The organism is Pseudomonas cucumis (genome assembly GCF_030687935.1).
In the GTDB taxonomy this organism is placed as follows: domain Bacteria; phylum Pseudomonadota; class Gammaproteobacteria; order Pseudomonadales; family Pseudomonadaceae; genus Aquipseudomonas; species Aquipseudomonas cucumis.
In genome coordinates this window covers 4,409,570-4,433,886 of the sequence record NZ_CP117454.1, presented here as the reverse complement: position 1 = coordinate 4,433,886, position 24,317 = coordinate 4,409,570, and the positions used below count along the sequence as shown (strand labels likewise).

At 60.4% G+C, this 24,317-nt stretch carries 25 protein-coding genes and 1 pseudogene; 16 read left to right on the top strand and 10 right to left on the bottom strand.

Annotation, left to right across the window (positions count from 1 at the left end):
• Positions 1–143 precede the first annotated feature (143 nt).
• Both PSH97_RS20045 and PSH97_RS20040 read left to right on the top strand, forming a co-directional pair.
• Positions 144–2,795: a sensor histidine kinase gene (locus tag PSH97_RS20045; RefSeq protein WP_305446405.1), complete on the top strand. Its 2,652-nt coding sequence runs from the start codon at positions 144–146 to the stop codon at positions 2,793–2,795.
• 48 nt (positions 2,796–2,843) lie between these two features.
• Positions 2,844–3,542, top strand: a complete 699-nt coding sequence (locus PSH97_RS20040; protein WP_305446404.1) for a response regulator — start codon at positions 2,844–2,846, stop codon at positions 3,540–3,542.
• Between the two features lie 41 nt (positions 3,543–3,583).
• Here the strand turns inward: PSH97_RS20040 and PSH97_RS20035 are convergent, their stop codons facing one another.
• Entirely contained in the window at positions 3,584–4,624 is a 1,041-nt protein-coding gene (locus PSH97_RS20035; protein WP_305446403.1) for a patatin-like phospholipase family protein, read from the bottom strand.
• A gap of 219 nt (positions 4,625–4,843) precedes the next feature.
• On the opposite strand from PSH97_RS20035, the gene PSH97_RS20030 reads away from it, so the two are divergent.
• The 3 genes from PSH97_RS20030 (at position 4,844) to PSH97_RS20020 (ending at position 6,951) form a co-directional block, all read left to right on the top strand.
• A complete protein-coding gene (locus PSH97_RS20030; protein ID WP_305446402.1) occupies positions 4,844–5,122 on the top strand; it encodes a hypothetical protein in 279 nt (92 codons plus the stop codon).
• A 46-nt stretch (positions 5,123–5,168) separates the two neighbouring features.
• Entirely contained in the window at positions 5,169–5,936 is a 768-nt protein-coding gene (locus tag PSH97_RS20025; protein ID WP_305446401.1) for a CHAD domain-containing protein, read from the top strand.
• 217 nt (positions 5,937–6,153) lie between these two features.
• Positions 6,154–6,951, top strand: coding sequence for an acyl-CoA thioesterase (locus tag PSH97_RS20020; RefSeq protein WP_305446400.1), 798 nt, complete (start codon positions 6,154–6,156; stop codon positions 6,949–6,951).
• A 13-nt stretch (positions 6,952–6,964) separates the two neighbouring features.
• On the opposite strand, the pseudogene PSH97_RS20015 reads toward PSH97_RS20020, so the two are convergent.
• The 3 genes and pseudogenes from PSH97_RS20015 to PSH97_RS20005 form a co-directional block, all read right to left on the bottom strand.
• Positions 6,965–7,195: pseudogene (locus tag PSH97_RS20015) on the bottom strand (terminase); the annotation flags it as partial.
• Positions 7,196–7,361: 166 nt separating this feature from the next.
• Positions 7,362–8,843 carry a methyl-accepting chemotaxis protein gene (locus PSH97_RS20010; RefSeq protein ID WP_305446399.1) on the bottom strand — a complete coding sequence of 494 codons (1,482 nt, stop codon included), beginning with the start codon at positions 8,841–8,843 and terminating at the stop codon, positions 7,362–7,364.
• Positions 8,844–8,959: 116 nt separating this feature from the next.
• Complete coding sequence (locus PSH97_RS20005) at positions 8,960–9,769, bottom strand: TatD family hydrolase (RefSeq protein ID WP_183683384.1); 810 nt, start codon at positions 9,767–9,769, stop codon at positions 8,960–8,962.
• A 237-nt stretch (positions 9,770–10,006) separates the two neighbouring features.
• On the opposite strand from PSH97_RS20005, the gene PSH97_RS20000 reads away from it, so the two are divergent.
• From PSH97_RS20000 to PSH97_RS19990, 3 genes are all read left to right on the top strand, one after another.
• A complete protein-coding gene (locus PSH97_RS20000; protein WP_305449837.1) occupies positions 10,007–11,428 on the top strand; it encodes an MltF family protein in 1,422 nt (473 codons plus the stop codon).
• Between the two features lie 103 nt (positions 11,429–11,531).
• Positions 11,532–11,966 (top strand): DoxX family protein, encoded by a 435-nt coding sequence (locus tag PSH97_RS19995; protein ID WP_305446398.1) that lies wholly within the window; start codon positions 11,532–11,534, stop codon positions 11,964–11,966.
• A 259-nt stretch (positions 11,967–12,225) separates the two neighbouring features.
• A complete protein-coding gene (locus tag PSH97_RS19990) occupies positions 12,226–12,534 on the top strand; it encodes a class I SAM-dependent methyltransferase (protein ID WP_305446397.1) in 309 nt (102 codons plus the stop codon).
• Positions 12,535–12,552: 18 nt separating this feature from the next.
• Here the strand turns inward: PSH97_RS19990 and greB are convergent, their stop codons facing one another.
• The 3 genes from greB to PSH97_RS19975 are packed head-to-tail and all read right to left on the bottom strand — an operon-like array spanning position 12,553 to position 16,283.
• On the bottom strand, positions 12,553–13,050 hold the full coding sequence (gene greB / locus PSH97_RS19985) for a transcription elongation factor GreB (protein ID WP_305446396.1): 498 nt from the start codon (positions 13,048–13,050) through the stop codon (positions 12,553–12,555).
• A 45-nt stretch (positions 13,051–13,095) separates the two neighbouring features.
• Positions 13,096–15,600: an ABC transporter permease gene (locus tag PSH97_RS19980; protein ID WP_305446395.1), complete on the bottom strand. Its 2,505-nt coding sequence runs from the start codon at positions 15,598–15,600 to the stop codon at positions 13,096–13,098.
• Entirely contained in the window at positions 15,600–16,283 is a 684-nt protein-coding gene (locus tag PSH97_RS19975; RefSeq protein WP_007899869.1) for an ABC transporter ATP-binding protein, read from the bottom strand. The genes PSH97_RS19980 and PSH97_RS19975 overlap by 1 nt, the downstream gene beginning before the upstream one ends.
• Positions 16,284–16,293: 10 nt before the next feature.
• On the opposite strand from PSH97_RS19975, the gene PSH97_RS19970 reads away from it, so the two are divergent.
• The 3 genes from PSH97_RS19970 (at position 16,294) to PSH97_RS19960 (ending at position 18,354) form a co-directional block, all read left to right on the top strand.
• Positions 16,294–16,899 (top strand): arylesterase, encoded by a 606-nt coding sequence (locus tag PSH97_RS19970; RefSeq protein ID WP_305446394.1) that lies wholly within the window; start codon positions 16,294–16,296, stop codon positions 16,897–16,899.
• A gap of 56 nt (positions 16,900–16,955) precedes the next feature.
• On the top strand, positions 16,956–17,249 hold the full coding sequence (locus PSH97_RS19965; RefSeq protein WP_305446393.1) for a hypothetical protein: 294 nt from the start codon (positions 16,956–16,958) through the stop codon (positions 17,247–17,249).
• A 133-nt stretch (positions 17,250–17,382) separates the two neighbouring features.
• Positions 17,383–18,354 carry a L,D-transpeptidase family protein gene (locus tag PSH97_RS19960; RefSeq protein WP_305446392.1) on the top strand — a complete coding sequence of 324 codons (972 nt, stop codon included), beginning with the start codon at positions 17,383–17,385 and terminating at the stop codon, positions 18,352–18,354.
• 123 nt (positions 18,355–18,477) lie between these two features.
• On the opposite strand, the gene oprI is transcribed toward PSH97_RS19960, so the two are convergent.
• Entirely contained in the window at positions 18,478–18,729 is a 252-nt protein-coding gene (oprI, locus tag PSH97_RS19955; protein WP_003172710.1) for an outer membrane lipoprotei OprI, read from the bottom strand.
• Positions 18,730–19,357: 628 nt separating this feature from the next.
• Between oprI and PSH97_RS19950 the strand changes: the two genes are divergently transcribed.
• Positions 19,358–19,639 carry a GNAT family N-acetyltransferase gene (locus tag PSH97_RS19950; RefSeq protein ID WP_030132333.1) on the top strand — a complete coding sequence of 94 codons (282 nt, stop codon included), beginning with the start codon at positions 19,358–19,360 and terminating at the stop codon, positions 19,637–19,639.
• A gap of 70 nt (positions 19,640–19,709) precedes the next feature.
• Here the strand turns inward: PSH97_RS19950 and PSH97_RS19945 are convergent, their stop codons facing one another.
• Positions 19,710–20,786 (bottom strand): 3-deoxy-7-phosphoheptulonate synthase, encoded by a 1,077-nt coding sequence (locus PSH97_RS19945; protein WP_305446391.1) that lies wholly within the window; start codon positions 20,784–20,786, stop codon positions 19,710–19,712.
• A 164-nt stretch (positions 20,787–20,950) separates the two neighbouring features.
• Positions 20,951–21,379, bottom strand: a complete 429-nt coding sequence (locus PSH97_RS19940; protein ID WP_305446390.1) for a PilZ domain-containing protein — start codon at positions 21,377–21,379, stop codon at positions 20,951–20,953.
• Here PSH97_RS19940 and PSH97_RS19935 point away from each other — a divergent pair.
• The 4 genes from PSH97_RS19935 (at position 21,378) to PSH97_RS19920 (ending at position 24,243) form a co-directional block, all read left to right on the top strand.
• Positions 21,378–21,764 carry a thioredoxin family protein gene (locus PSH97_RS19935; protein WP_305446389.1) on the top strand — a complete coding sequence of 129 codons (387 nt, stop codon included), beginning with the start codon at positions 21,378–21,380 and terminating at the stop codon, positions 21,762–21,764. The genes PSH97_RS19940 and PSH97_RS19935 overlap by 2 nt on opposite strands.
• A complete protein-coding gene (locus tag PSH97_RS19930) occupies positions 21,761–22,711 on the top strand; it encodes a putative 2-dehydropantoate 2-reductase (RefSeq protein ID WP_305446388.1) in 951 nt (316 codons plus the stop codon). Before PSH97_RS19935 ends, PSH97_RS19930 begins: the two co-directional genes overlap by 4 nt.
• 25 nt (positions 22,712–22,736) lie before the next feature.
• Positions 22,737–23,642 (top strand): 5'-nucleotidase, encoded by a 906-nt coding sequence (locus PSH97_RS19925; protein ID WP_305446387.1) that lies wholly within the window; start codon positions 22,737–22,739, stop codon positions 23,640–23,642.
• A 97-nt stretch (positions 23,643–23,739) separates the two neighbouring features.
• Positions 23,740–24,243, top strand: a complete 504-nt coding sequence (locus PSH97_RS19920; RefSeq protein WP_305446386.1) for a universal stress protein — start codon at positions 23,740–23,742, stop codon at positions 24,241–24,243.
• The last annotated feature ends 74 nt before the right edge of the window (positions 24,244–24,317 follow it).

The window sequence follows — 24,317 nt, the reverse complement described above, 5'->3', positions numbered from 1 at the left end:
AAAGTTTGGAAAGGATCGTTCCCACGCTCTGCGTGGGAATGCATCTATGGACGCTCTGCGTCCACTTCGGCTGGGGCGCGGAGCATAGCGGGCTGCATCCCCACGCAGAGCGTGGGAACGATCAATGAGAGAGAACTTCAAGCATGAGTGATTCCGGCCGCGCCGACGCGCTGTTAGCAGACCTGCCCCGCGATGGCCGTGGCCGCCTCAAGGTGTTCCTCGGTGCCGCGCCAGGCGTGGGCAAGACCTACGCCATGCTGCAAGCCGCCCACACTCAACTGCGCCAGGGCGTGAAGGTCATGGCCGGCGTGGTCGAAACCCACGGTCGCGCCGAAACCGAAGCGCTACTGGCTGGCTTGCCGCAGCAGCCGTTGGTGCGCTCGGAGTACCGCGGCGTGATGCTCGAAGAAATGGACCTCGACGGTCTGCTGGCCGCCAAACCGAAATTGGTATTGGTGGATGAACTGGCCCACAGCAATGCCCCCGGCAGTCGTCACGCCAAACGCTGGCAAGACATCCAGGAATTGCTGGCCGCCGGCATCGACGTGTTCACCACGGTCAACGTCCAGCATCTGGAAAGTCTCAACGATCAGGTGCGCGGCATCACCGGCGTACAGGTGCGCGAAACCCTGCCGGACTGGGTGCTGCAAGAAGCCTACGAATTGCTGCTGATCGACCTGCCGCCGCGCGAGTTGCTGGAGCGTCTGCGCGACGGCAAGGTCTACGTGCCGGAGCAGGCGCGGGCGGCCATCGATGCGTTCTTCACCCAGACTAACCTCACGGCCCTGCGCGAACTGGCGATGCAAACCGCAGCCGCTCAGGTCGATAACGATCTGGCCCAGGGTTATCGCCAGTTGGGGCAGGCCGCACCGGCAGTGCGCGGTCGCTTGCTGGTGGGTGTCGATGGCGATGCTCAGGCCGAGCGTCTGGTGCGTCACGCCAGTCGCGTCGCCCAGCGGCGGCATCTGCCGTGGAGCCTGGTGCATGTGGACAATGGCCGTATACGCGACGAGCAATCGCGTCTGCGTCTGCAAAGCGCTCAGCAACTGGCCGAACGCCTCGGTGGTGAAGTGGTGTTGCTGCGTGCCGGTGAGGTGGCGAAAACGTTGATCCAGCATGCCGCTGAACGACGCGCCAGCCTGGTGCTGGTGGGCCAGTCGCGCCAGCGTTTGCGTCGACGGTTGTTCGGTGGCGGTCTGGCGTCTCGTTTACTGCGCGATGCTCGCGGGCTGGAAATCAACGTGCTCGACAGCGATCAGGAACAGCATCAACCGCGCCAACCCTCGGCGCAGTCGTTGGTCTGGTTCGACTACGCGTTGGCGCTGGTGGCGACAGTGCTCGCCAGTGCCCTGGCCTGGGCGGTCTCGAGCGTCTTGCCGCTGCCGAACATTTCGCTGGTGTTCCTCGCGGCGGTATTGCTGGTGGCGGTGCGCAGCAGCCTCGGCCCTGCATTGGCCTGCGCGGTGCTGTCGTTTCTGACCTATGACTTTTTGTTCATTCCGCCAAATTTCTCCTTCAGAATCCAGCGCGAAGAAGACGTGCTGACTTTGCTGTTCTTTCTGCTGATGGCGGCCCTCACCGGCAACCTGGCGGCGCGGCAACGGCGACAATTGCAGGCCCTGCGCGACACCCAGGAAGAAACCAGCGAACTGCTCGACCTGTCGCGCAAACTCACCGCCGCCACCGACCGTCAGGCTGTGGTCAGCGCTGCGGCGCAACACCTCAATGGCTGGACCGACCTGAAACTGTGCCTGCTCAATCGCGATGGCCAGAGCGGCTGGAAAGTTGAAACCGGTGGGCCGCTGGAGTTCTCCGAAGCCGAGCGCGCCGCCGCTGATTGGGCCTGGCAACATGATCAGCCGGCCGGCGCAGGCACCGGCACCTTGCCGTTCGGGCGCTGGTGGTGGTGGCCGTTGTCGGTGGACGACGGGCCGCTGGCACTGCTCGGCGTGTGTGCCAAAGAAGGTCAGACCTTGAGCGGCCAGCGGCGGCGCTTGCTGACCGCACTGAGCCAACCGCTGGCCCAGGCATTGGCCCGGGCGCAACTGGCCGATGATCTTGAGGCGGCGCGCTTGCATGGTGAAACCGAGCAACTGCGCAGCGCGCTGTTGGCCTCGGTGTCCCACGATTTGCGTACGCCGCTGACTTCCATGCGCGGCAGCATCGACAGCCTGTTGGCGCTTGGCGAGGCGATTCCCCTGGCGGACCGCCGCGAATTGCTCGAAGGCACCCGCGATGAAGCCGAACGGCTGGATCGCTACATCCAAAACCTGCTGGACATGACTCGCCTCGGTCACGGCGCCCTGAAACTGGCGCGGGATTGGGTGTCGCCGGCAGACATCGTCGGCAGTTCGCTCAATCGCCTGCGTGCGGTGCTGGCGTCGTTGCAGGTCATTACCGAAGTGCCGGCCGAACTGCCGCTGCTCTATGTGCATGCCGCGTTGATCGAGCAAGCACTGGTCAATGTGCTGGAAAACGCCGCGCGTTTCTCACCGCCCCACGGGCGTCTTGAATTGCGTGCCGGGGCCACTGACAGTGAGCTGTTTTTTTCGGTGAGTGATGAGGGACCGGGGATTCCGGAGGAGGACCGGGCGAAGATTTTCGACATGTTCTACACCGCCGCTCGAGGCGATCGCGGTGGGCAGGGCACGGGGCTGGGGTTGGCGATCTGTCAGGGCATGGTCGGTGCCCATGGCGGACGGATCAGCGTCGCCGACGGTATCGAAGGGCGCGGCACCTGCATCACGCTGCATTTGCCGTTGCAGACTCAGCCGGGATTGGACAGTGAAGCCTGATCTCGTCTGCGCTACTCTCTTGCCACTTCTTTGTGTTGATGTGAATTCATGAGCCAGACCGCGACCATTTTGGTCATCGACGACGAACCGCAGATCCGAAAATTCCTGCGCATCAGCCTCGTTTCCCAAGGCTACAAAGTGCTGGAGGCCGGCACCGGCACGGAAGGCCTGGCCCAGGCTGCATTGAACAAACCCGACCTGTTGGTGCTCGACCTCGGCCTGCCGGACATGGACGGCCAGCAGGTGCTGCGCGAGTTTCGCGAGTGGTCGACGGTGCCGGTATTGGTGCTCTCGGTGCGCGCCAGCGAAGGGCAGAAAGTCCAGGCCCTGGATGGCGGCGCCAACGACTACGTGACCAAGCCGTTCGGTATCCAGGAATTTCTGGCCCGAGTGCGCGCCTTGCTGCGTCAGGCTCCGACGGGTGAGGCCCAGGAAGCGGCGCTCAGCTTCGGTTCGCTCACCGTGGACCTGGCTTATCGCCGGGTGCTATTGGACGGCGCCGAAGTGGCGCTGACCCGCAAGGAATACGCGGTACTGGCGCAACTGGCGCGGCATCCGGGGCGGGTCATCACCCAGCAGCAATTGCTCAAGGACATCTGGGGCCCGACCCACACCGAAGACAGCCACTATCTGCGGATAGTGGTCGGGCACCTGCGGCAGAAACTGGCGGATGATCCGACTCAGCCACGGTTTATCGTCACCGAGGCGGGGGTTGGGTATCGGTTGTTGAGTGAGGGTAGTCTTTAGTTGATCGTTCCCACGCTCTGCGTGGGAATGATCGTCAGGCCTCAAGAATCCCGCTCATTCTCATACCGATCCAGCGTATCCCGGGCAATCTCACGCCCCAGCGCGATCAACTCCGGCGCTTTGTAGAACTCGAAAAACCGGCACACCCGCTTGGGCACGTTAATCAGGATATCCGGCGGATACCCGGCAATCTTGTACTGCGCCAATGACGTCTGCATCACCTCGAAACTCTGGTTGATCAGGTCCAGCAAGGATGCCGGCCCCACGTTGTCGATGATGAACGACCCGGTGGCGGACTTCGGTGCGCCGTTGCTTTCCGGGGCCGCCGCCGGTTGCTGGCCTTCTGGCTCGGCGGATTCGATCCACGGATTAATTTCGGCCGCTTCGGCCATCAACGCTTCCTTTTCCAGCAGCAGCAATTGTTCGGCCTGTTTGCGGCGGAAGGGCAATTTCGATCCCAGCGAGTTGATCAGACTGTCGAAGCGGGTCTTGAACGCGGCCGGGCGCTGGATCACCGGCAATTGATAGTGGCGTTGGTTGGTGGAGTTGAGGTTGACCGCGATGATCAGGTCGCAATGGCTCGACACCACCGGCACGATCGGCAACGGGTTGAGGATACCGCCGTCCACCAGCATTCGATTGCCCTGCATCACCGGCGTGAACAGGCTGGGGATCGCCGCCGAGGCGCGCATGGCCTGGTGCAGGCAGCCTTCCTGGAACCAGATTTCCTGCTGGTTGGTCAGGTCCGTGGCCACGGCCGTGTAGGGAATGCGCAGGTCTTCGATGTTGATCTCGCCGACGATCTTGCGGATCTGCCCGAAGACCTTCTCCCCGCGAATCGCGCCCAAGCGAAAGCTGACGTCCACCAGACGCAAGACGTCGAGGTAATCCAGGCTCTCGATCCAGTCGCGATAATCCTTGAGTTTACCGGCGGCATAGATCCCGCCGACCACTGCGCCCATGGAGCAACCGGCGATGCAGGCGATGTCGTAGCCGCGCCGTTCGATCTCTTCAATGACGCCGATATGGGCGTAGCCCCGGGCGCCACCCGAGCCCAACACCAGTGCGACACGCTTTTTCATGAAACGACCTCTCTGACAAGGTTCAACAATGCACCTATCGAGGGGCAAGCTTCAATCGCTATGGTCGTTCGGCGGGGCGATAGCGTCGTTTTTTGACACTCAATAAAGGCGAATGGGTATCCTCGCGAGCGCTATAGTTTCCATTGCGGGTCCAAGGCACTTTTCACGCGCCAGGCCGTCTTAGCTGCACGACTGTTTATTATCTTTGAGGTGTGAGTGATGAAAGCCTGGATCTGTGTGCCGTTGATTGCCCTGGCACTCGCCGGTTGTGCCGGTAAAACCGCTTTCCGTGACAGCTGCGGGAGCCAGCTCGACGCCGCCTGGCGTGAACTGGATCTGGCCAAGGTCGAGGGCTTTGCCGGGACCGTCAGCTACTCCAAGGCGCTGTCGTTGCTGACCGGTGCCAAGACCCAGCAGCAATTCGAAGCATACGAGGGTTGTACCAAGAAGGCCGAGAAGGCGCGCTTCTACATCCGTGAATCCCGCGCCGGCCGTTGAAGCATGATAGAGCTCACTTGGGGCAATTCGATTCAGGGAGCAAGCGATGTCTGCCTTGGTTGATCGGTTGGTGGCTCATGTTCTGAGCCTGGACGTTCGCCTGCTCGCCTGTCAGGCACGCTTGAGTGCGCGTACCGACTCTGAAGCGCTGCATGATCTACGCACCACCGTGCGGCGTTTGCGCAGCCTGCTGCGGCCCTTGCGCGGTTTGCCTGGGGTCGAGCAACTGGAAGCGGCGGCGTCCCGGGTGGGTGATCTGACCACGCCGTTGCGCGATCGCGAAGTGCTGGCGGCGTACTTGCTCCAGCACGATCAACCCGAGGCCGCGCACCGGCGCATGGCGCGGATGGACGAGGCTTATCCCATCGTGGCGGCGAGCCCCGAGCTGGCGCAGATGCTGATGATCCTCGACGCCTTTCCGCGTTTTCTGCGGGCTTCCCAGCGCCAGGGCTTGCTCAAGGGTTTGCGTAAGCGCATCGAAAAACGCCTGGGCAAACAATGGAAGAAACTCGACCAGGCCCTGCATGATCCAGCCCATGACCGCCATCGCCTGCGCCTGCTGATCAAGCGCGTGCGTTATGGCATCGAAGCCTACCCCGAACTGGATCGCTTGCCGGAAGCGGCCTTGCCCAACCTGAAATCGGCGCAGGCCGCTCTGGGCGATTGGCATGACAGCTGGCAGTGGCTGGACCGCGCCAAGGAAGAGCCCGATTTGCAGCCCTGTGTCGCGGTCTGGAAAACCACCTTGGCCAAGGCCGAAGCGCGCGCCGACCGCGTACTCGACAAACTCAGCGCCGCTTGCTTCAAATCCTGAAACTGTGGGAGCGGGCTTGCTCGCGAAGAGGGCATGACATTCAACGAAAATGTTGAATGTCAGACCGCTTTCGCGAGCAAGCCCGCTCCCACTTTAGTTTGTGTGTTCAATGTTGGCACGGCTCATCTGTCCGTGATTTTGGCCGGAATAAGCGCTGTATCGGCTTTGCGGGCTGGTTAAGATCGTTCCATCCATTTTTCCTGCCTCTGAGGTTCCCATGCACTTTTCCGATCTGCTCGACGCTGTTCGCAGTCAGCCGCAGGCGTTGTCTATTCCGGCCGAGTGGGGTCAGGGGCGAGCCAGTTTTGGTGGGCTGATAGCCGCCTTGCAATACGAAGCCATGCGCGCAAAAGTCCCGGCGGACCGTCCGGTGCGTTCGTTGGCAATCACTTTTGTCGGCCCGGTCGAGCCCGATGTGCCGGTCAGTTTTGAAGTCGATGTGCTGCGCGAAGGCAAAGCCGTCAGCCAAGTGCTGGGCCGGGCGATGCAGAAGGGCCAAGTGGTGACGTTGGTCCAGGGCAGCTTCGGCGCCTCGCGACCTTCCGAGGTGGCGGTCACGGCCAACGCTGCGCCCGAGATGAAGCACTGGGACGACTGCCAGGAAATGCCCTATATCAAAGGGGTGACCCCGGAATTCATGCGTCACCTGGCAATGCGCTGGAGCATCGGTGGCCTGCCGTTCACGGGCAACACCTCCCGCGATATGGGTGGTTGGGTGCGCTTGCGTGGAGAAGGGAAGGACGAGGTGGTCAGCGAGGCGCATATTCTGGCGCTGGTCGACGCCTGGCCGCCGTCCTTGTTGTCGCATCTGAAGAAACCGGCGGCAGGCAGCACGTTGACCTGGACCATCGAATTCGTCCAGCCGTTGCTCGCGTTGAGCACGCTCGACTGGTGCAAGTACCTGGTTGAAATCGAGTATGCCGCTGACGGCTACGGGCACGCAGCCGCAAAACTGTGGAGCGAAGACGGTCAGTTGATCGCCATGAGCCGGCAGACCGTGACAATTTTCGCCTGATACTCGCAGGCTACGCCTCCAGGTGATGACTGTGACGCTGTAGGCCCAGGGCGGCGAGCAGGCCGATGACGCCGATCGCGAAGCTCGCCAGATCCAGGCTGAACACCCCTGAGACCATCAGCAAAAACGCCACGATGAACAGCGGCACGGCAATCATGTGCAACACCGGATCGGTCGGGTGCTGGTGGCTGTGCGGGTGCAGTCGCCATTGCCAGGCGGGAAGGTTGGGGTGACGTTTGCCCATGATGCTGATCCTTTATTGGTGAGGCGCTTGAATAAAGAATAGGCGTGGCAAAAGCCGTCGGCGAATCAAGGCTGGCTATCGAAGTGATAGGGGTCATGGGCAATATTGATGTTGACCGGGCTGACGCTTTCGATTGTAGGAGCGAGGCTTGCCCGCGAAGAGGCCCTCAAAGCTTGAGCTGCCCAATGGCCTTGCTCAATTCCCCCGCCAACATCGCCAACTCATTGCTGGTAATCGCCGAATTCACGGTCTGTTGAACGGTGTTTTCGGTCACGTCGCGAATGCTCACCACCGCCCGATTCATTTCTTCTGCGACATGGCTCTGTTGCTCGGCCGCCACCGCGATCTGCGTATTGCTTTCACGCATTTGCGCCACCGCAGTGGTGATTTCGGCCAGGGCCACGCTGGCTTCCTGGGCCTGCTGCAGGCAGTCGTCCGCCTTGAACGAGCTTTCCTGCATGAAGTCCACGGCGTCCCGAGTGCCGGCTTGCAGCGCTGAAACCATGGTGGTGATCTCGTCGGTGGACGCCTGGACGCGCTTGGCCAGGTTACGCACTTCATCGGCGACCACCGCAAACCCGCGGCCCATTTCACCGGCCCGGGCCGCTTCGATGGCTGCGTTAAGGGCCAGCAGGTTGGTCTGTTCGGCGATGCTGTGGATCACGCTGACCACGCCGTTGATCTTCTGGCTGTCCTCGGCCAGACGCTGAATCATCTCGGCCGTTTGCTGTACGCCGGTGGACAACCCGCCAATCGACTTCTGCACCCGAGTGACCACTTCCTGCCCGCTGCCGGCCAGAATGTCGGCGGTTTGCGAGAGGTCGCGAGTAGCCCCGGCGTGTTGGGCGATGTGGTGGACCGTGGCGGTCATTTCGTTAATCGCTGTGGCAGCCTGATCGGTTTCGCTTTGTTGGCCAAGCATCCCGTGACGTACCTCGTTCATGCTCGACGCCAGCCGCGCGGCACCGACATCCAGTTGCCGAGCGGTGTTGGCGACGGTGTTGACCACCCGCTGGTAACCGGCCTGCATGGCATTGAAGGCGTTGGCCATTTGCCCGACTTCATCCTTGCAAGCCAGCGGTACACGAGCCGACAGGTCACCGGTTTTCTCGACGTGGAGCATCACGTCTTTCAAGGTGTTGAGCTGGCTGAGCAGGAAGCGGATCAACAGTTGCGACGCGCCGAGCATCGCCAGCATCAGGATGAACACCGCTACCGCGTAGTGGGTGAAGCGTTCGCCGAACACTTGGCTCAGGCTCGGGCCATGGGCAATCACCGCGATCTGTTGACCGTCAGGCCGAGTGAATACCTCTGCGCCCATCAACGGATTTTCACCGAACAGCGGCAGGGAGTTGATCTCGACCCAACCGTTGGTATCGGTCAGCTCCAGCAGCGGTTGCCCGTTCAGTAATGGTGCTTGCCCGCGATTGAAGGTCAGCAGGTTATCGGCCTTGGGCAGCGGCTGCCCGGCAGGCCAGGCATTGAGTAACCGCGCCTGGGCCTGGGCCGACGTTTGGGCGGCGTGGCTGCGGGCTTGTTGTTCAAGCTGCACGGCGTACAGCACCAGCAACAGGGTGGTGACGAAGGCGACAGCATTGACCGCCCAGAATTTGTATTTCAGCGAGATGTTGCTAAGCCAGGCACCCATGGAGGTCTTCTCTGATAGCGGAAACAATTTTGGCAAGGTGCCAGTATTGTGCCGCTATTCAGGGATTCAGATGTTGATGCAGGTCAACGAGCACCACCGCCAAACCTGTGGGGTGTTCATTGAGGGATTGAGGGCAACCCGTAGAATGCTCGCGCGCAGGCTGTGGTGTGGTTTGCCAGGTCTTCCTGGCTTTCGCCGCGATGCAACGCCACTTCACGCAACACTTCAGTCAGATACGCCGGCTCGTTGCGACCATTCTTCGGCTTGGGGCGCAGACTGCGGGGCAGCAAATACGGCGCATCGCTCTCCAGCATCAAGCGCCCGCGTTTAATCTCTTTGACCAACGGATGCAGGTGCGTGCCCCGGCGTTCATCACAAATCCAGCCAGTGATGCCTATGTGCAAATCGAGGTCGAGATAGCTGAACAGTGCCTTTTTCTCACCGGTGAAGCAGTGCACCACGGCCGCCGGCAACTGGTCGCGGTAATCACGCAGGATCTCCAGCAATCGTTGGCTGGCATCGCGCTCATGCAGGAACACTGGCAACTGCAGCTCAACCGCCATCGCCAGATGTTCTTCGAGGACTTTTTCCTGTTGCGGGCGGGGCGAGAAATCACGATTGAAATCGAGGCCGCATTCACCCACGGCCACCACGTTCGGCTCCTTGAGCAAACTGCGCAGACGCTGAGCACTGTCGGCGTTCCAGTCGCTGGCCGAGTGCGGGTGAATACCGGCCGTAGCGAACAGCCGCTGAGCGCTTTCGTCCAGTTGCTGGCACAGCTCCAGAGCCTGTTCGCTGCCCTCGACGCTGGTCCCGGTGAGCACCAATTGGCAGACTCCGGCAGCATAGGCACGGTCGAGCACAGCCTGGTGTTTGTCGGCGAAACTGGGGTTGGTCAGGTTGACGCCGATATCGATGAGTTGCATGGTGCTACCTCGGACCAAAGGCCGGAAAGCATATCAGAGCTGTAGATTTATAAGAAAAGCCAAGAACTACAATGAGTTAAAGCTGTCTGTTGAGGCCGCGAGACAGGTTGGGGTTGGTGGATTTGCCATCACTGTGCCACTCTCACGCACTTTGCCAGCGTTTCAGGCGCTCTGTTTCTGTCGCTCGACGTCATGAAATCACCTATGAAGTCGACCAGTATTCTTTCCGGAGAGTGGATGATTCGTCCCTCGGTTTTGTTACTGCTGTGTTGTTCGTTGCTGCTGCCCATGCCGGCGGTTGCGCGCCTGGCCGGGCCGTTGCAAGCCGTGCCCGCGGCCAAGGTCCGCGACCTGGCGGAGATTCGCAGCAGTCGCGTGTTGCGGGTATTGGTCAACCAGAGCCGCAACAGCTCCGGTGAAGTCCAGGGCCAGGCCATCGGCGTCGAATATCACCGCCTGCGCGCCTTCGAACAATACCTCAATGGCCATGCCCGCGATGGCCAGGAAATCACCCTCAAGATCATTCCCAAAGCCAAGGATCAACTGCTCGGCGCGTTGCAGCGCGGGGAGGGTGATCTGGTTGCGCCGGGGGAGTTACTCGACCCGCAACCGGGCCTCGCCGTCAGTACCAGTCAACCGATCGCCAGCAATGTGCCGTTGCTGCTGGTGGGGATCAAGGGCGAACGACGGTACACCCGTCTCGAACAACTCTCGGGCAAAACCCTCGCGCTGCCAACCGGCAGCGCCGCCGGGGATGCAGTCAGTCAGATCAATCAGAAGCTCGCGCTGCACAAACTGGCGCCGGTGAAGATCGAGTGGGTCGACCCCAGCCTGGCGGTCGAGGACGTGCTGGAAATGGTCCAGGGCGGGATTTTTCATCTGACGATTGTCGAGCAACCGATTGCCGAACGTTGGGGCAAGATCCTGTCCAAATTGCGCTTTGATCGTCAGGTTCTTATCAGCGAGCCGGGGGAGGAATACTGGTTCGTGCGCCGCGACGCCTCGATGCTGCGTTCGAGCATCGATCGCTTCCTGACGACCTACAAGAAGCCGTCGGACCAGGATGCAGCGTTCCTGCGGATCTATCGACGCCTGTATCAAGTGCACTATCCCTTGGCCAAGGCCGATCGGCAGCGCCTGGAAAAACTTCGACCGGTGCTGCAAAAACATGCTGAGGCCCAAGGCATGGACTGGCTGAACCTGGCGGCGCTGGCTTTCAAGGAATCGGCGCTGCAACCCAACGCCAGAAGCGGCAGTGGCCCCACCGGCCTGATGCAAATCACCCCGTCCGCCGCCCAACGGGTTGGCGTGAGTAATATTCAAAACCTCGACGCCAATGTGCAGGCCGGCGCCAAGTACCTGGCGATGATCCGCCGCAAGTTTTTTGCCAGCCCCAAACTCAACGAGCGCGAGCGCATGGCGTTCGTATTGGCGGCCTACAACATGGGGCCGGAGCGGGTCCAAGGCATGCGCGCCGAAGCCCGGCGGCGCGGCTTGAATCCTAATCAGTGGTTTTTCCAGGTCGAGCGCATCGCCATGGAGCAGGTGGGAATGGGTGCTGTCAGCTATGTTAATAGCGTGAACAAGTATTACTTGGCGTTCGATCGGGAGCGGGAGTCGTTGGAGCCCCAGGGGCAAAAAGTGGCCTCACGGAAATGATCGACTAAACTGATTGTTATGGTGCGTTTTTTGCGCTTTTAACATAAGTTTTACTGATTAATATAGCGGCCAACCAACACACACTCACAATGGATGACACAGCATGAGCACACTGATCAACAAGGTACTGTTCACTCGCGCGGGCTACGGTCTGACGATTCTGCGGATTTTCGTCGGCATCATCTTCGCGGCCCATGGCGCACAGAAACTCTTCGGGGCATTCGGCGGCTACGGCATTGCCGGCACCGCGCAGTACATGGAAAGCATCGGGTTGGCACCCGGTCACCTGATGGCGATCCTGGCGGGTGGTACCGAGTTCTTCGGCGGTCTGGCGCTGATCATCGGTCTGCTGGTACGCCCGGCAGCGCTGGGGTTGACCTTCCTTTCGCTGGTGGCGATTTTCTCGGTGCACATCAGCAACGGTCTGTTCATGGCTAACAACGGTTATGAATTCGCCCTGGCTTTGCTCGGTGGCAGCCTCGCGGTGCTGATCGAAGGTGCAGGCAAGCTGTCGGTAGACCGCGCCATCACCGACTGACCCCCTGGCTCAACGAAAAGGCCTGCATTGTGCGACGCACTGTGCAGGCCTTTTTTGTTGCTGGTGATTCTTGACACTGTCCGGTCAGCTTCTCTAGGATGCTGCCCATGCGCCGATTTAAACAGCTACTTGCGGGGCGCCAGGTGACTCATTCGGTTGCCGATAGAAGCTTGAAACAGGCTTCGAAATACCGCTAAAGCGCTGGTTCGGTGTTGCCTCTCACCTGCCATGCAGACTTTTGAGGCAGAGACACGACACAATGAATGCATTAAGCCCCGTTATACGCCCTGCGCCGATCACGGCACACCTCACCCAGCGCAATCCAAAAATCCTGCTTGGCGGTAAACATCAGCCGACGCTTCTGCGTTACCTCGATGGCTGGCCACGTCGTACCGGTGGGCCTGCCGCCTTTCTGATTCAGTTTGTTGACGACGGCGAGTCACTGGCACGGTTTGCCAACGACAGTTTCGATCTGGCGGTGATTCAATCGCCCAGTGCGCAGGATGCACCTGAAATGATCAAACAGCTGACCCGCGTCGCGCGCCAAGGACTGATTGCCCGCCGCTGAGGCTCAGAGCGCTGGGGCTCATAAATAGTCGATCGCCACGATATACACGCATTGTTCGCCAGTCGGCGTCTGCACCCGCACTTCGGCGTCCAGTGCTTTGCCGATCAAGGCGCGTGCCAACGGTGAGTCGATGCTGATCAGGCCTAGTTTCAGATCCAGCTCATCTGGCCCGACAATGCGATAGCGCGACTCTTTGCCGTCTTCATATTCAATCGTGACCCACGCGCCAAAATAAACCTTGTTCGGATCGCTGGGTTTTTCGCTGACGACCTTGAGGGCTTCCAGGCGTTTGGTGAGAAAACGCACGCGACTGTCGATCTCGCGCAGCATCTTTTTGCCGTAGGTGTACTCGGCGTTTTCCGAGCGATCGCCCTGGGCCGCCGCTTCGCTGACCGATTGCGTCACTTGCGGTCGGCGCACATGCCAGAGTTCATGAAACTCGGCCCGCATCCGCGCTTCACCTTCGGGGGTGATCAGCGCGGTGCCAGCGGTGCGGGGAGGGCGATAACGGCTCATGGCGACTTCTTGTGGTTGAATACGTGATCAGAGCGCTTGAGTTTATCAACCCTCGCGCAAGACTGTCAGGGGGCTGGCGTTCAAGGCGCGGCGTGTGCCGAACACACCGGCACCGCCGATCAGTACTGCGCCGATCAGTGGCAACACCAACAGCCATGGATGCGGATGCCAGGGCAGGTCGAAGGCATAACGGTAGAGCACCAGGCTCACCAGTTCCGAACCCAGTGCCGCCAACAACCCGCTGACCGCGCCGAGCAGGCCGAACTCGATACGCCGGGCCCGGACCAGCAACTGCCGCTCGGCGCCTAGCGCTCGCAGCAACGCACCTTGGCGAATGCGTTCATCCAGCGTTGCCTGCAAGCCGGAGAACAACACCGCCATCCCCGCCGCCAGCACAAACAACAGCACGTATTCCACTGCCAGGGTGACCTGGCCGAGAATGCTGCGCAGCTGCGCCAGCAAGGCTTCGACCTGCAGAATGGTCACTGCCGGAAAGCTGCGGGACAGGTCGACGATCTGCTGATCGTGACCGGCCGCCAGATAGAAACTGGTCAGGTAGGTCGCCGGCAAGTCCTTCAAGGTGCCGGGCTGGAAGATCATGAAAAAGTTCGGCTGGAAGTTGTCCCAGTTGATCTCCCGCAGGCTGGTGACTTTCGCCTCCCGATTGACCCCGCCGACGGTGAACACCATGTGATCGCCGAGCTTGAGTTTGAGGCTTTCGGCGACTTTACCTTCCACCGAAACACCGGGTATTTCATCCGCTGGTTGCTGGTCCCACCAGTTGCCGGCGGTGAGTTTGTTGCCCGCTGGCAGGTCTGCCGCCCAAGTCAGGCTCAAGTCGCGTTGAATGGCTCGATCGCCGGCCGAATCCTTGCTGACGATCTCCTGCACCGGTTCGCCATTGATGCTGATCAGCCGTCCCGGTACCACCGGGTACAGCGGCGCCGATTGTGCCGACAACTCCATCAGTCGATCGGTAAAGGCCTGTTTGTCCGCCGGCAGAATGTTCAGGGCGAAATAGTTAGGGGCGTTTTTCGGCAACTGGTTTTGCCAGGTGTCGAGCAGCTCACCCCGCAGCAGAGCGATCAGCGCCATGGACAGCAGAATCAAACCGAAGGCCAGGGCTTGACCCGCCGCTGCCAATGGATGGCGCAGCAGTTGGCCCAACCCGAGGCGCCATGGCAATGCGGCGCGCGCCAGCATCCGGCGCAGGCTCTTCAGTAGCAGCAACAGCAAACCGCCCAGCACCAGCGCCGCGATCACACCGCCGCCTAGCAGGGCGAAGGTCAGCAACAGGTCCAGGCTCAAGCGCCACATGATCAGGCCGAGGGCGCCCAATGCCGCGCCATAAACAATCCAGGTGCTGGACGGAATGGGCAGCATGTCGCGACGCAACACGCGCAGCGGTGGCACTCGACCCAAAGCGGCCAATGGTGGCAGGGCGAAGCCGGCGAGCGCGACCAGCCCGGTGCCGATCCCGGCGATGGCCGGCAGCAGGCCACCCGGTGGAACATCGGTCGGCAGTAAATCATGCAGCAGTGCAAACAGCCCGAGCTGCGCCAGCCAGCCGAGCAGGGCACCGCTGATGCTGGCGAGCAGTCCAAGTACGGTTAGCTGCAGACTGAACAGCACCATGGTTTCCCGGCGGGACAGACCCAGGCAGCGCAGCAATGCACTGGCATCGAATCGGCGCGTGGCGAAGCGTGTCGCCGACAGCGCCACCGCCACACCGGACAGCAACACCGCCACCAGGCTGGCCATGTTCAAGTAGCGTTCAGCCTTGCCCAGGGCGCCGCCGATCTGCCGGTTGCCATCGCGAGCATCCTGGATGCGTTGATTGGCCGCCAGCCCGGGTTTGATCAGCTGCCGATAGGTTTCCAGCGCCGAGGCGTTGCCGCGCCAGAGTTCGCGGTAACTGACCCGGCTGCCGGGTTGCACGACGCCGGTTGCCTCAAGGTCGCTGAGGTTGATCAGCACCCGTGGCGTCAGGCTGTAGAAATTGCCGGCGCGATCCGGTTCGTAGGTCAGTACTCGCGCCAGCGTCAGGGTTTTCATGCCGACGTCGATACTGTCGCCGATCTTCAAGTCCAGCGCGGTCAGCAGTCGCGCTTCGACCCAGGCTTCGCCGGGTTTCGGACCGCCACCGGGTTCTTCCGTCGCGAAGGGCGCGGGGGCGCTTTTCAGTTCGCCGCGCAACGGGTAGATGTCATCGGCGGCTTTGATACTGGACAGCTGAATGCCGTTGTCAGTGGCGATGACGCTGGAAAACTCCACCACTTGAGCGTGTTCAAGGCCCAGCTCTGTGCCGCTCCTCACCTGTTCCGGTCGCGCCGGTGAGCTGCCTTCGAGCACCAGATCGGCACCGAGAAACTCGGTGGCGCGCAGCATCATGGCGCCGTTCAGGCGAGCACCGAAGTAACCGATGGCGGTACTTGCCGCCACAGCCACCAGCAAGGCGAAGAACAACACGCGCAACTCACCGGCGCGGGCATCGCGCAGCAATTGGCGGATGGCGAGACTGAACAGGCGCAATAGCGGCAAGCGTGCCATCAAGGCTCCAGAGGGGCGACCAGCAGGCCGGCTTCAAGGCGGATCAGGCGCCGGCAGCGATGTGCCAGGCGTTCGTCGTGGGTCACCAGCACCAGGGTCGTGCCGCTTTCCTGGTTGAGTTCGAACAGCAGATCGCTGATGCGCTCGCCGGTGTGGCTGTCGAGGTTGCCGGTGGGTTCATCGGCGAATAACACGTCGGGCTCGGCGGCGAACGCCCGGGCAATCGCCACGCGCTGCTGCTCGCCACCGGAAAGCTGACGCGGCGAGTGCGTCAGGCGCTGGCCCAGACCGACCCGTTGCAGCAGTTCGGTGGCGCGCTCGCGAGCGTCTTTGCGGCCATCGAGTTCCAGCGGCAGCATGACGTTTTCCAAGGCATTGAGACTGTCGAGCAGCTGGAATGATTGAAAGACAAACCCCACATGCTCGGCGCGGATGCGCGCGCGTTGGTCTTCATCGAGATTGCTTAGGCCTTGCCCGGCGAGGGTGACTTCGCCGCTGCTCGGCAGGTCGAGGCCGGCGAGCAGGCCCAGGAGAGTGGATTTGCCGGAACCGGAGGCGCCGACGATGGCCAGGCTATCGCCCTTGTTCAGTTCCAGGCTGAGTTCGTGCAGGATAGTCAGTTCACCTTCCGCGCTCGGAACCACTTTGCTGAGGTTCTTCGCGGTGAGAATGCTTGCGCCCATGGAGAATCCGATGCGTGTGTGGTTTTTGAGTGCTGGCCTGGCCTTGATGTGCATGGCCCAGAGCGCAGCGGCGGGTACAGTCCTGATCGTTGGCGATAGTATCAGCGCCGGTTTCGGCCTGGATACCCGCTTGGGGTGGGTGTCTTTGCTTGAGCAACGGCTCAAGCGCGAAGGTTTCGACGATAAGGTGGTCAATGCATCCATCAGCGGCGACACCAGCGCCGGAGGCCGGGCGCGCCTGCCGGCGCTGCTTGCAGAGCATAAACCGGAGCTGGTTATCCTTGAGTTGGGGGGCAATGATGGGTTGCGCGGAATGCTGCCAACACAATTGCAACAAAATCTTGCGTCGATGATCGACAGCTCCCGCGCCAGTGGTGCCAAGGTACTGCTGCTGGGCATGCAACTTCCACCCAACTATGGTGTGCGTTACACCCAGGCCTTTGCCGAGGTTTTCACCCAGGTGGCCGATGAGAAAAAGATCCCGCTGGTACCGTTTTTTCTCGACGGTGTGGGTGGTCATCCGGACCTGATGCAAGGCGACGGCCTGCACCCGGCTGCGGCGGCTCAGGACAAGTTGCTGGAAAATGTCTGGCCGACACTGAAACCGCTGCTTTGACGCTTTTCTAGCGGCGGTGTTTCGGCTAAGGTGGCGCCCCCGATTTGGAGCCCCCGATGCCACGTCCCGCCTGGTCCCTTTATGCCTACCAACTGATCGAGCCTGACGAACAGCTGGATCTGTTCGCCTGCCAGGAAGTGCGGGTGCATCTGGTGACCCGTCAACTGGAATTGGGCGGCTCGGTGGACCGAACCTTGTGCGGCAGCCTGTTGCCGGCGCAACCGCGCTGGTCGAGCGTCGACCGTACAGTGTTCCAGGACCAGCGCCTGTGCTCGCTGTGCCGGGCCATCCTGGAATCGCAAAAACGCGGCACCTCGCCGATCTGGCCTGAGTTGCGGTTCGAGCTTTAGGGCCCCTCGCCACAGGCAAGCCCCCTCACCGCTGATCCCCCCAACCACAGGTCTTTACGTCTCCCCGAAATAACGGGCGTCGGTGTACAATCCTGTTTTTATACCCTTGTCGATCATGCGAAGGATTTTCCGGATGTTGCCGCGCTTTCCCGCCGTCACCCGCTGCCTGTCTCTTGCTGCGCTCTGCGTGGCGGGTCCCGTTGCAGCATTGGAGCTACCCCTGCCACCACCCGGTGAAGACATCATCGGCCAGGTGCAAGTGATCAAGGCCAAGTACGAAGACACCTTCGCCGACCTTGGCACCACTTACGATCTGGGCTACTCGGAAATGGTCGCGGCCAACCCGGGCGTTGATCCATGGTTGCCGGGCGCGGGTACCGAAGTGGTGCTGCCAACGCGCTTCATCCTGCCGCCGGGCCCCCGTGAAGGCATCGTCATCAACCTGGCCGAATACCGTCTCTACTATTTCCCGAAAGGCCGGGACGTGGTGTACACCTTCCCGCTGGGTATCGGCCGTGAAGGCTGGGGCTCGCCGATTGCCCACACCAGCATCATCGCCAAGACGCCGAACCCGACCTGGACGCCTCCAGCGTCGATCAAGGCCGAGCACGCCGCTGATGGCGATCCGCTGCCGAATGTGGTGCCGGCCGGCCCGGACAACCCGCTGGGGCCGTTCAAGTTCACGCTGGGCACTCCGGGCTACCTGATTCACGGTTCGAACAAGAAATTCGGTATCGGCATGCGCACCAGTCATGGTTGCTTCCGCATGTTCAACAACAACGTGCTGGAAATGGCCAGCATGGTGCCGGTCGGGACGTCGGTGCGGATCATCAATGACCCGTACAAGTTCGGCCTCAGTGGCGGCAAGGTTTATCTGGAAGCGCACACGCCGCTGGACGACAAGGGCAACCCTTCGGTGGTCGACAAGCACACCGCAGTGATCAATGCGATGCTCAAGCGTGAGGACATCACCAACAACTTGCGCATGAACTGGGATGTAGTGCGTGACGTGGTTGCCGCTGAAGATGGTCTGCCGGTGGAAATCGCCGTGCCGAATGCGTCAGAGCCGATGGTATCGAGTGCACCGATTGATCTGCAGCAATAACGCGTTAAAGCAACCCGCCGATGCAGGCCGCATCGGCGGGTTTTTTATGGCCTGCAGAAATGGCGGGCAATAAAAAAGCCGACCCAAAAAATGGGTCGGCTTGATAACAATCCCGAAGGACTATTACTTGCGGCTAGCTTTTTCCAGCATGCGCAGAGCACGCTCGTTAGCTTCGTCAGCAGTCTGTTGTGCTTTTTGAGCAGCAGCCAGAGCTTCATCAGCTTTACGGTAAGCTTCGTCTGCACGAGCCTGGGAGCGAGCTGCTGCGTCTTCAGTAGCAGTCAGACGTGCTTCGGTTTCTTTCGATACGCTGCTGCAACCGGTAGCCAGAACTGCGGCCAGAGCCAGAGCAGAGAATTTCAGAACGTTGTTCATCGTGTTCCCCTTCAAGGACTTTCTATTAAGTAGCTGTCTCCTCAGAGTGAGGAAATAGCCGGCGTACATACTACCCATTACTTGTAGTAAGTAAACTGACGTAGAGCAAGAAGCAAAAAAAATTGTAGGCGTTGATTCTTTTTCGAGCAACTTTTAACTGCATTGTATAAAAAATATACAGCTGCGAGGCCCGAACTGAGCGAGCCGCCGGGGAAAAGTTCCCGGTGTTGGTAGCTGTTTTTCAGTCTCGACTAAAGTCTGCCTAGATGGAATCGTCCACACTTTTGTTCGGATTTTGCGCAGCGGCTCTCATATCTTTATCCATGTTGAGGTGACTTAAACAAAGGGCGCTCGTCTTAAGTCTCAATATCCGGCAATGTTCAGGCTCGGACTCGGGAAGATTCCGGTCGAGCCGCCCCTGCATTACCCAAGCAACACCCGCCTGCCAGCATGACGAGCGTCCCTTGAGCATTTCTGCCAATGGTGCCTACTATTTGTACGTGCTCGGTTGCGCGAGATTGTGTTGCTCTCTCGGTGTCCATTCAGGCACGGGGTGGCGTAGATGTTCCTTCGCCGGAAAAACATCGGTAAGGTAGGGGTCAGAATTAAAGACCCGCGAGGAGTAGTGATGAGCGAGGCGTTGTCCATCCACCATGACCAGGCTGGTCATCAGTTCGAGACCACTGTGGACGGTTATCGTGCCTACCTGACCTATATGGATCTGGGAAAACAGACCCTGGATATTTATCGTACCTTTGTGCCCAATGCGCTGCGGGGTCGCGGCATCGCGGCGGCGTTGACCGAGCAGGCACTGCAATACGCTGAGGAAATGGGCTACACGGTCATTCCATCGTGTTCCTACGTGGAGCGCTACATGGAGCGTCACCAGCGGCATGCCGCCAAGCTGTGAACAAAGCGAACGCATAAAAAAACGCCAGGTTTAAACCTGGCGTTTTTTTATGCGTGAAACGTAACGACGATCAGCTGCGATTGCGTTTTGGCAGCACGTCCTTGAGCTTGATGTGCATGCTGCGCAAGGTGTTTTCGGTGGCGGTCCAGTCGATGCAGGCATCGGTGATTGACACGCCGTATTGCAGGTCGGCGAGGTCTTTCGGGATCGCCTGGCAGCCCCAGTTCAGGTGACTTTCGACCATCAGGCCGATGATCGACTGGTTGCCTTCGAGGATCTGGTTGGCGACGTTCTCCATCACCAGCGGTTGCAGGGCCGGGTCCTTGTTGGAGTTGGCGTGGCTGCAATCGACCATGATGTTCGGCTTGATCTTCGCCTTGTTCAGCGCTTGCTCGCAGAGCGCGACGCTGACCGAATCGTAGTTCGGTTTGCCGTTGCCGCCGCGCAACACGACGTGACCGTAGGCGTTGCCCTTGGTGGTGACGATCGACACGCCACCTTCCTGGTTGATGCCCAGGAAACGGTGCGGGCTGGAAACCGATTGCAAGGCGTTGATGGCCACCGTCAGGCCGCCGTCGGTGCCGTTCTTGAAGCCGACAGCCGAGGACAGGCCGGAAGCCATTTCACGGTGAGTCTGGGATTCGGTGGTGCGTGCGCCGATCGCCGACCAGCTGATCAGGTCCTGCAAGTATTGCGGGGAGATCGGGTCGAGGGCTTCGGTCGCGGTCGGCAGGCCCATTTCGGCCAGGTCCAGCAGCAACTGACGACCAATGTGCAAGCCATCCTGAATCTTGAACGAGTCGTCCAGGTACGGGTCGTTGATCAAGCCTTTCCAGCCGACGGTGGTACGTGGTTTCTCGAAATACACGCGCATGACCAGATACAAGGTATCGGACACTTCCGCCGCGAGCACTTTCAGACGCTCGGCGTATTCGTGGGCCGCCTTGATGTCATGGATCGAGCACGGCCCGATCACGACGAACAGGCGGTGGTCGGTGCCATCAAGAATGTTGCGAATGACTTCGCGGCCCTTGGTGACGGTGCGCAGGGCAGCGTCGCTCAGAGGGATATCACGCTTGAGCTGATCGGGAGTGATCAGGGTCTCGTTGGAGGCGACGTTAAGGTCGTTGATCGGTAAATCAGCCATCGTTTACTCGTCAGGTCACGGGTGCCGGCCGCCAGCGAACCCGCGCGGCGGAGCACAGCAAATTAAGCGCGTCGGGGAGCCGAACCTTAGCGCGTTACACCGTGGCTCGACAATGGGCAGACACGGGTTTAGGGGGCATTCTTGCCCCCTGAACCCGCAGGCGGCTATGCAAATGCCTTGCGAACGGTGTCGTGGGAGAACTCGTCGGCATGCTGCTGGACCCATTCGAGAGCGAGGGCCTGAATATCCTGCAGATCGTCGTGCGCGTCATGCTGGCGGCGGTAATGTTCGATCTGGCACACCTGTTCGCCCATCCTGGCACTGAACAGCATCTGTTCGTCAACAAAGGCGATGCCGACCAGATAGCCGCGTTTTCGTCGCAAACACCACGCCACATAACCCAGAAAACACAAGTCCGGGTTCAGGGTCGGCATGCGTATTTCCAGCGCCGTACCGTGGCGCCATGCGCGGTGGTAATTGCAAGCCATGCCACCGAGGCTGATAGTGTGCAGCTGTTGCCGCGAAATGCACTCATGTTTGAGCAACGTTAATTCGACGGGTACATCGTCAGGATGAGGAAGATAACGTCCCATGAACACGGACTCCCTGTGTCGGCCATCTGACATCGTTTCTCCCAGTATAGTGGTTGAATCGGAACTGACCGATTTCGACGCCGATCAACGGCTGTTGGCGATGAGCGGCATTTCTCTGGTGATTTTTACCAGCGTCGGCTGCGCCAGTTGCCGTTTTGCCCGTGAGCAGTTGCCCAGGTTCGATCTGGCGGTCGATCGACTGTGCTGGATCGATGCAGGGAGCAATGGCGGGGTGGTCGAGCGTTATCGGGTCTTTCATTTGCCGGCGCTGTTTGTGGTGCGCGACGGTGAGTTCTTCGGGGCACTACAGTCGCGTTTGACCCGCACGGCGCTCAACGAAGCCGTGGGTCAGGCGTTGAGTCGACAAGCAGAGGAGTTGCCATGACAGTGGCCAGGCCGACAATCGGCATTATCGGGACCGGCGCGATCGGTGGTTTCTACGGGCTGATGCTCGCGCGTGCCGGCTTCGATGTTCACTTTTTGTTGCGCAGTGAGTTTTCAGCGGTGGCCGAACGCGGCTTGCATCTTGATCATGCGTCGTTAGGCCCGCTGGTCCTGAACCCGGTCCAGGCCTATTCGTCAGCTGCTGACATGCCGCCGTGTGACTGGCTACTGGTGGGCGCCAAGACCACCAGTAACGCGGACCTGGCCCCCGCCATTATTCAAGCCGCGGCACCTGATGCCAAAGTGCTGTTGCTGCAAAATGGACTGGACGTCGAAGACAGTCTGCGCAAGTTGCTCCCCGACTCGCTGCACCTGCTCGGCGGGCTCTGTCTGATCTGCGTTCATCGTGCCGGCCCTGGCGTCATCACCCATCAGGCGCTCGGTGCCGTGAACGTCGGCTACCACAGCGGCCCCGCCGTCGACGAACAGGCGCGCATGAGCATTGTCGAGGAGGGCGCCGGGCTGTTTCGCGCCGCCGGCATCGACGCCCAGGCCATGCCGAACCTGCACCAGGCGCGTTGGCAGAAACTGGTCTGGAACATTCCCTACAACGGCCTGTCGGTTCTGCTCGGGGCCAGCACCACGCCGTTGATGGCGGACGCCGACAGCCGCGCGCTGATTCAGGCCTTGATGGCCGAAGTGGTTCAGGGGGCCAAGGCCTGTGGTCACGACATACCGCCGGGTTACGCCGATTATCTGTTCATGATGACCGAGAAGATGCCCGATTATTGGCCGAGCATGTACCACGACTTCCTGCACAAGCGGCCGCTGGAACTGGACGCGATCTACACTCGGCCACTGGCAGCGGCGCAGGCGGCGGGATGTGAATTACCGCGAATCGAAGCCTTGTATCGCTGCTTGAGTTTTATCGACCGACGTAATCACTGAGTCGATCAACAGGAGAGGGAAGGGCATGGCAAATGTCATAGACGACAAACTGGTGCTGGCGATTTCTTCGCGAGCACTGTTCGACTTGAGCGAGAGTCACAAGGTTTATCTGTCGAGCGGCGTCGAGGCCTATCGGCAATATCAGATCGAACACGAAGACGAAATTCTCGAGCCCGGCGATGCGTTCCCGTTGGTCGAAAAACTCCTGAACCTGAACGCCAGTCTTGGCCGTGCCCGGGTCGAGGTGATCCTGGTGTCGCGCAACAGTGCCGACACCGGCCTGCGGGTTTTCAACTCGATCCATCACTATGGCCTGGCGATCTCGCGTGCGGCATTTGTCGGCGGGCGCAGTCCTTATCCGTACCTCAAGGCCTTTGGCTGCGACCTGTTTCTTTCGACCCATTCCGACGATGTGCGCAGTGCGCTGGATGCGGGTTTCGCCGCAGCGACTATTCTCTCGGGCGGTGCCAGTCGCGCCGCCAGTGATGAATTGCGCATTGCTTTCGACGGTGACGCGGTGCTGTTTTCCGATGAGTCGGAGCGGGTCTATCAGTCGGGAGGCCTGGCGGCGTTTCAGGCCAGTGAACGCGAGTCAGCCCGCGAACCTCTGCGCGGCGGGCCGTTCAAAGGCTTCCTCGCAGCGCTCAACCTTTTGCAGCGCGAGTTCCCCGATGATGCCTGTCCGATCCGCACCGCGCTGGTGACCGCGCGCTCGGCGCCGGCCCATGAACGGGTGATCCGCACCTTGCGTGAATGGGACATCCGTCTGGACGAATCGCTGTTCCTTGGAGGGCTGACCAAATCGGCTTTTCTCGAAGCCTTTGCCGCCGACGTGTTTTTCGACGATCAGGCCGGGCATTGCGAGCTGGCCCGCGAAGTGGTCGCCACCGGTCACGTGCCGCATGGCATCAGTAACGAGCCGTCGATTTAAAGCGCCGCGGTTCAATGCGTTGCGCCGAACGCCGCTCTCGCCACGGCACTGCTAAGCTGAATCAATCTCCGCCATGTTGGCATTAAAGGAGGTCACTATGATTCATTCGATGCTGTATGCCACCGACCTCGGTCTGTATGCACCTTTTGTGATGCAGCATGCGTTGGCACTGGCTCGAACATTTAATGCCGACCTGTATGTAGTGCACGCGGTTGAACCGATGGGGTTGTTCGCCGAATCGGTGCTTCAGAGTTACCTCGATGAGCAGGCCTTGAACGAGTTTCACAGTCAGGGTCTGAATACTGTGATCGCCAATATCGAGCAGCGGGTGCTCGACAGCTTTCGCGAAGAACTGGGGGATGAGGGGGAGCAGGACCTGGAACGGATTCGGGCAGTGCGGGTGGTGCAGGGCGATCCGGCGCAGGTGATTCTCGAACAGGCGCAGAAACTCTCCGTCGATTTGCTGATCGTAGGGAGTCACAGTCATGGCGCTGGCGCGGATACGCCATTGGGCCGAACCGCTGCGCGCGTGTTGCAACTGTCAAGGGTGCCGGTCTATCTGGTGCCGCTGATGGAACGTCGCCGCAAAGGGGATCGCTAGGACACGAATAATGGCGTTTTGATAAAAAAGTTCTAGATTTATTAATCAAACCATTAATATAGTTATATACCGTC

Bases quoted from the DNA above. Each gene is read 5' to 3' on its own strand.
- PSH97_RS20045 (WP_305446405.1), top strand. From the start codon at position 144: ATGAGTGATTCCGGCCGCGCCGACGCGCTGTTAGCAGACCTGCCCCGC.
- PSH97_RS20040 (WP_305446404.1), top strand. From the start codon at position 2,844: ATGAGCCAGACCGCGACCATTTTGGTCATCGACGACGAACCGCAGATC.
- PSH97_RS20035 (WP_305446403.1), bottom strand. From the start codon at position 4,624: ATGAAAAAGCGTGTCGCACTGGTGTTGGGCTCGGGTGGCGCCCGGGGC.
- PSH97_RS20030 (WP_305446402.1), top strand. From the start codon at position 4,844: ATGAAAGCCTGGATCTGTGTGCCGTTGATTGCCCTGGCACTCGCCGGT.
- PSH97_RS20025 (WP_305446401.1), top strand. From the start codon at position 5,169: ATGTCTGCCTTGGTTGATCGGTTGGTGGCTCATGTTCTGAGCCTGGAC.
- PSH97_RS20020 (WP_305446400.1), top strand. From the start codon at position 6,154: ATGCACTTTTCCGATCTGCTCGACGCTGTTCGCAGTCAGCCGCAGGCG.
- PSH97_RS20010 (WP_305446399.1), bottom strand. From the start codon at position 8,843: ATGGGTGCCTGGCTTAGCAACATCTCGCTGAAATACAAATTCTGGGCG.
- PSH97_RS20005 (WP_183683384.1), bottom strand. From the start codon at position 9,769: ATGCAACTCATCGATATCGGCGTCAACCTGACCAACCCCAGTTTCGCC.
- PSH97_RS20000 (WP_305449837.1), top strand. From the start codon at position 10,007: ATGATTCGTCCCTCGGTTTTGTTACTGCTGTGTTGTTCGTTGCTGCTG.
- PSH97_RS19995 (WP_305446398.1), top strand. From the start codon at position 11,532: ATGAGCACACTGATCAACAAGGTACTGTTCACTCGCGCGGGCTACGGT.
- PSH97_RS19990 (WP_305446397.1), top strand. From the start codon at position 12,226: ATGAATGCATTAAGCCCCGTTATACGCCCTGCGCCGATCACGGCACAC.
- greB (WP_305446396.1), bottom strand. From the start codon at position 13,050: ATGAGCCGTTATCGCCCTCCCCGCACCGCTGGCACCGCGCTGATCACC.
- PSH97_RS19980 (WP_305446395.1), bottom strand. From the start codon at position 15,600: ATGGCACGCTTGCCGCTATTGCGCCTGTTCAGTCTCGCCATCCGCCAA.
- PSH97_RS19975 (WP_007899869.1), bottom strand. From the start codon at position 16,283: ATGGGCGCAAGCATTCTCACCGCGAAGAACCTCAGCAAAGTGGTTCCG.
- PSH97_RS19970 (WP_305446394.1), top strand. From the start codon at position 16,294: ATGCGTGTGTGGTTTTTGAGTGCTGGCCTGGCCTTGATGTGCATGGCC.
- PSH97_RS19965 (WP_305446393.1), top strand. From the start codon at position 16,956: ATGCCACGTCCCGCCTGGTCCCTTTATGCCTACCAACTGATCGAGCCT.
- PSH97_RS19960 (WP_305446392.1), top strand. From the start codon at position 17,383: ATGTTGCCGCGCTTTCCCGCCGTCACCCGCTGCCTGTCTCTTGCTGCG.
- oprI (WP_003172710.1), bottom strand. From the start codon at position 18,729: ATGAACAACGTTCTGAAATTCTCTGCTCTGGCTCTGGCCGCAGTTCTG.
- PSH97_RS19950 (WP_030132333.1), top strand. From the start codon at position 19,358: ATGAGCGAGGCGTTGTCCATCCACCATGACCAGGCTGGTCATCAGTTC.
- PSH97_RS19945 (WP_305446391.1), bottom strand. From the start codon at position 20,786: ATGGCTGATTTACCGATCAACGACCTTAACGTCGCCTCCAACGAGACC.
- PSH97_RS19935 (WP_305446389.1), top strand. From the start codon at position 21,378: ATGAACACGGACTCCCTGTGTCGGCCATCTGACATCGTTTCTCCCAGT.
- PSH97_RS19940 (WP_305446390.1), bottom strand. From the start codon at position 21,379: ATGGGACGTTATCTTCCTCATCCTGACGATGTACCCGTCGAATTAACG.
- PSH97_RS19930 (WP_305446388.1), top strand. From the start codon at position 21,761: ATGACAGTGGCCAGGCCGACAATCGGCATTATCGGGACCGGCGCGATC.
- PSH97_RS19925 (WP_305446387.1), top strand. From the start codon at position 22,737: ATGGCAAATGTCATAGACGACAAACTGGTGCTGGCGATTTCTTCGCGA.
- PSH97_RS19920 (WP_305446386.1), top strand. From the start codon at position 23,740: ATGATTCATTCGATGCTGTATGCCACCGACCTCGGTCTGTATGCACCT.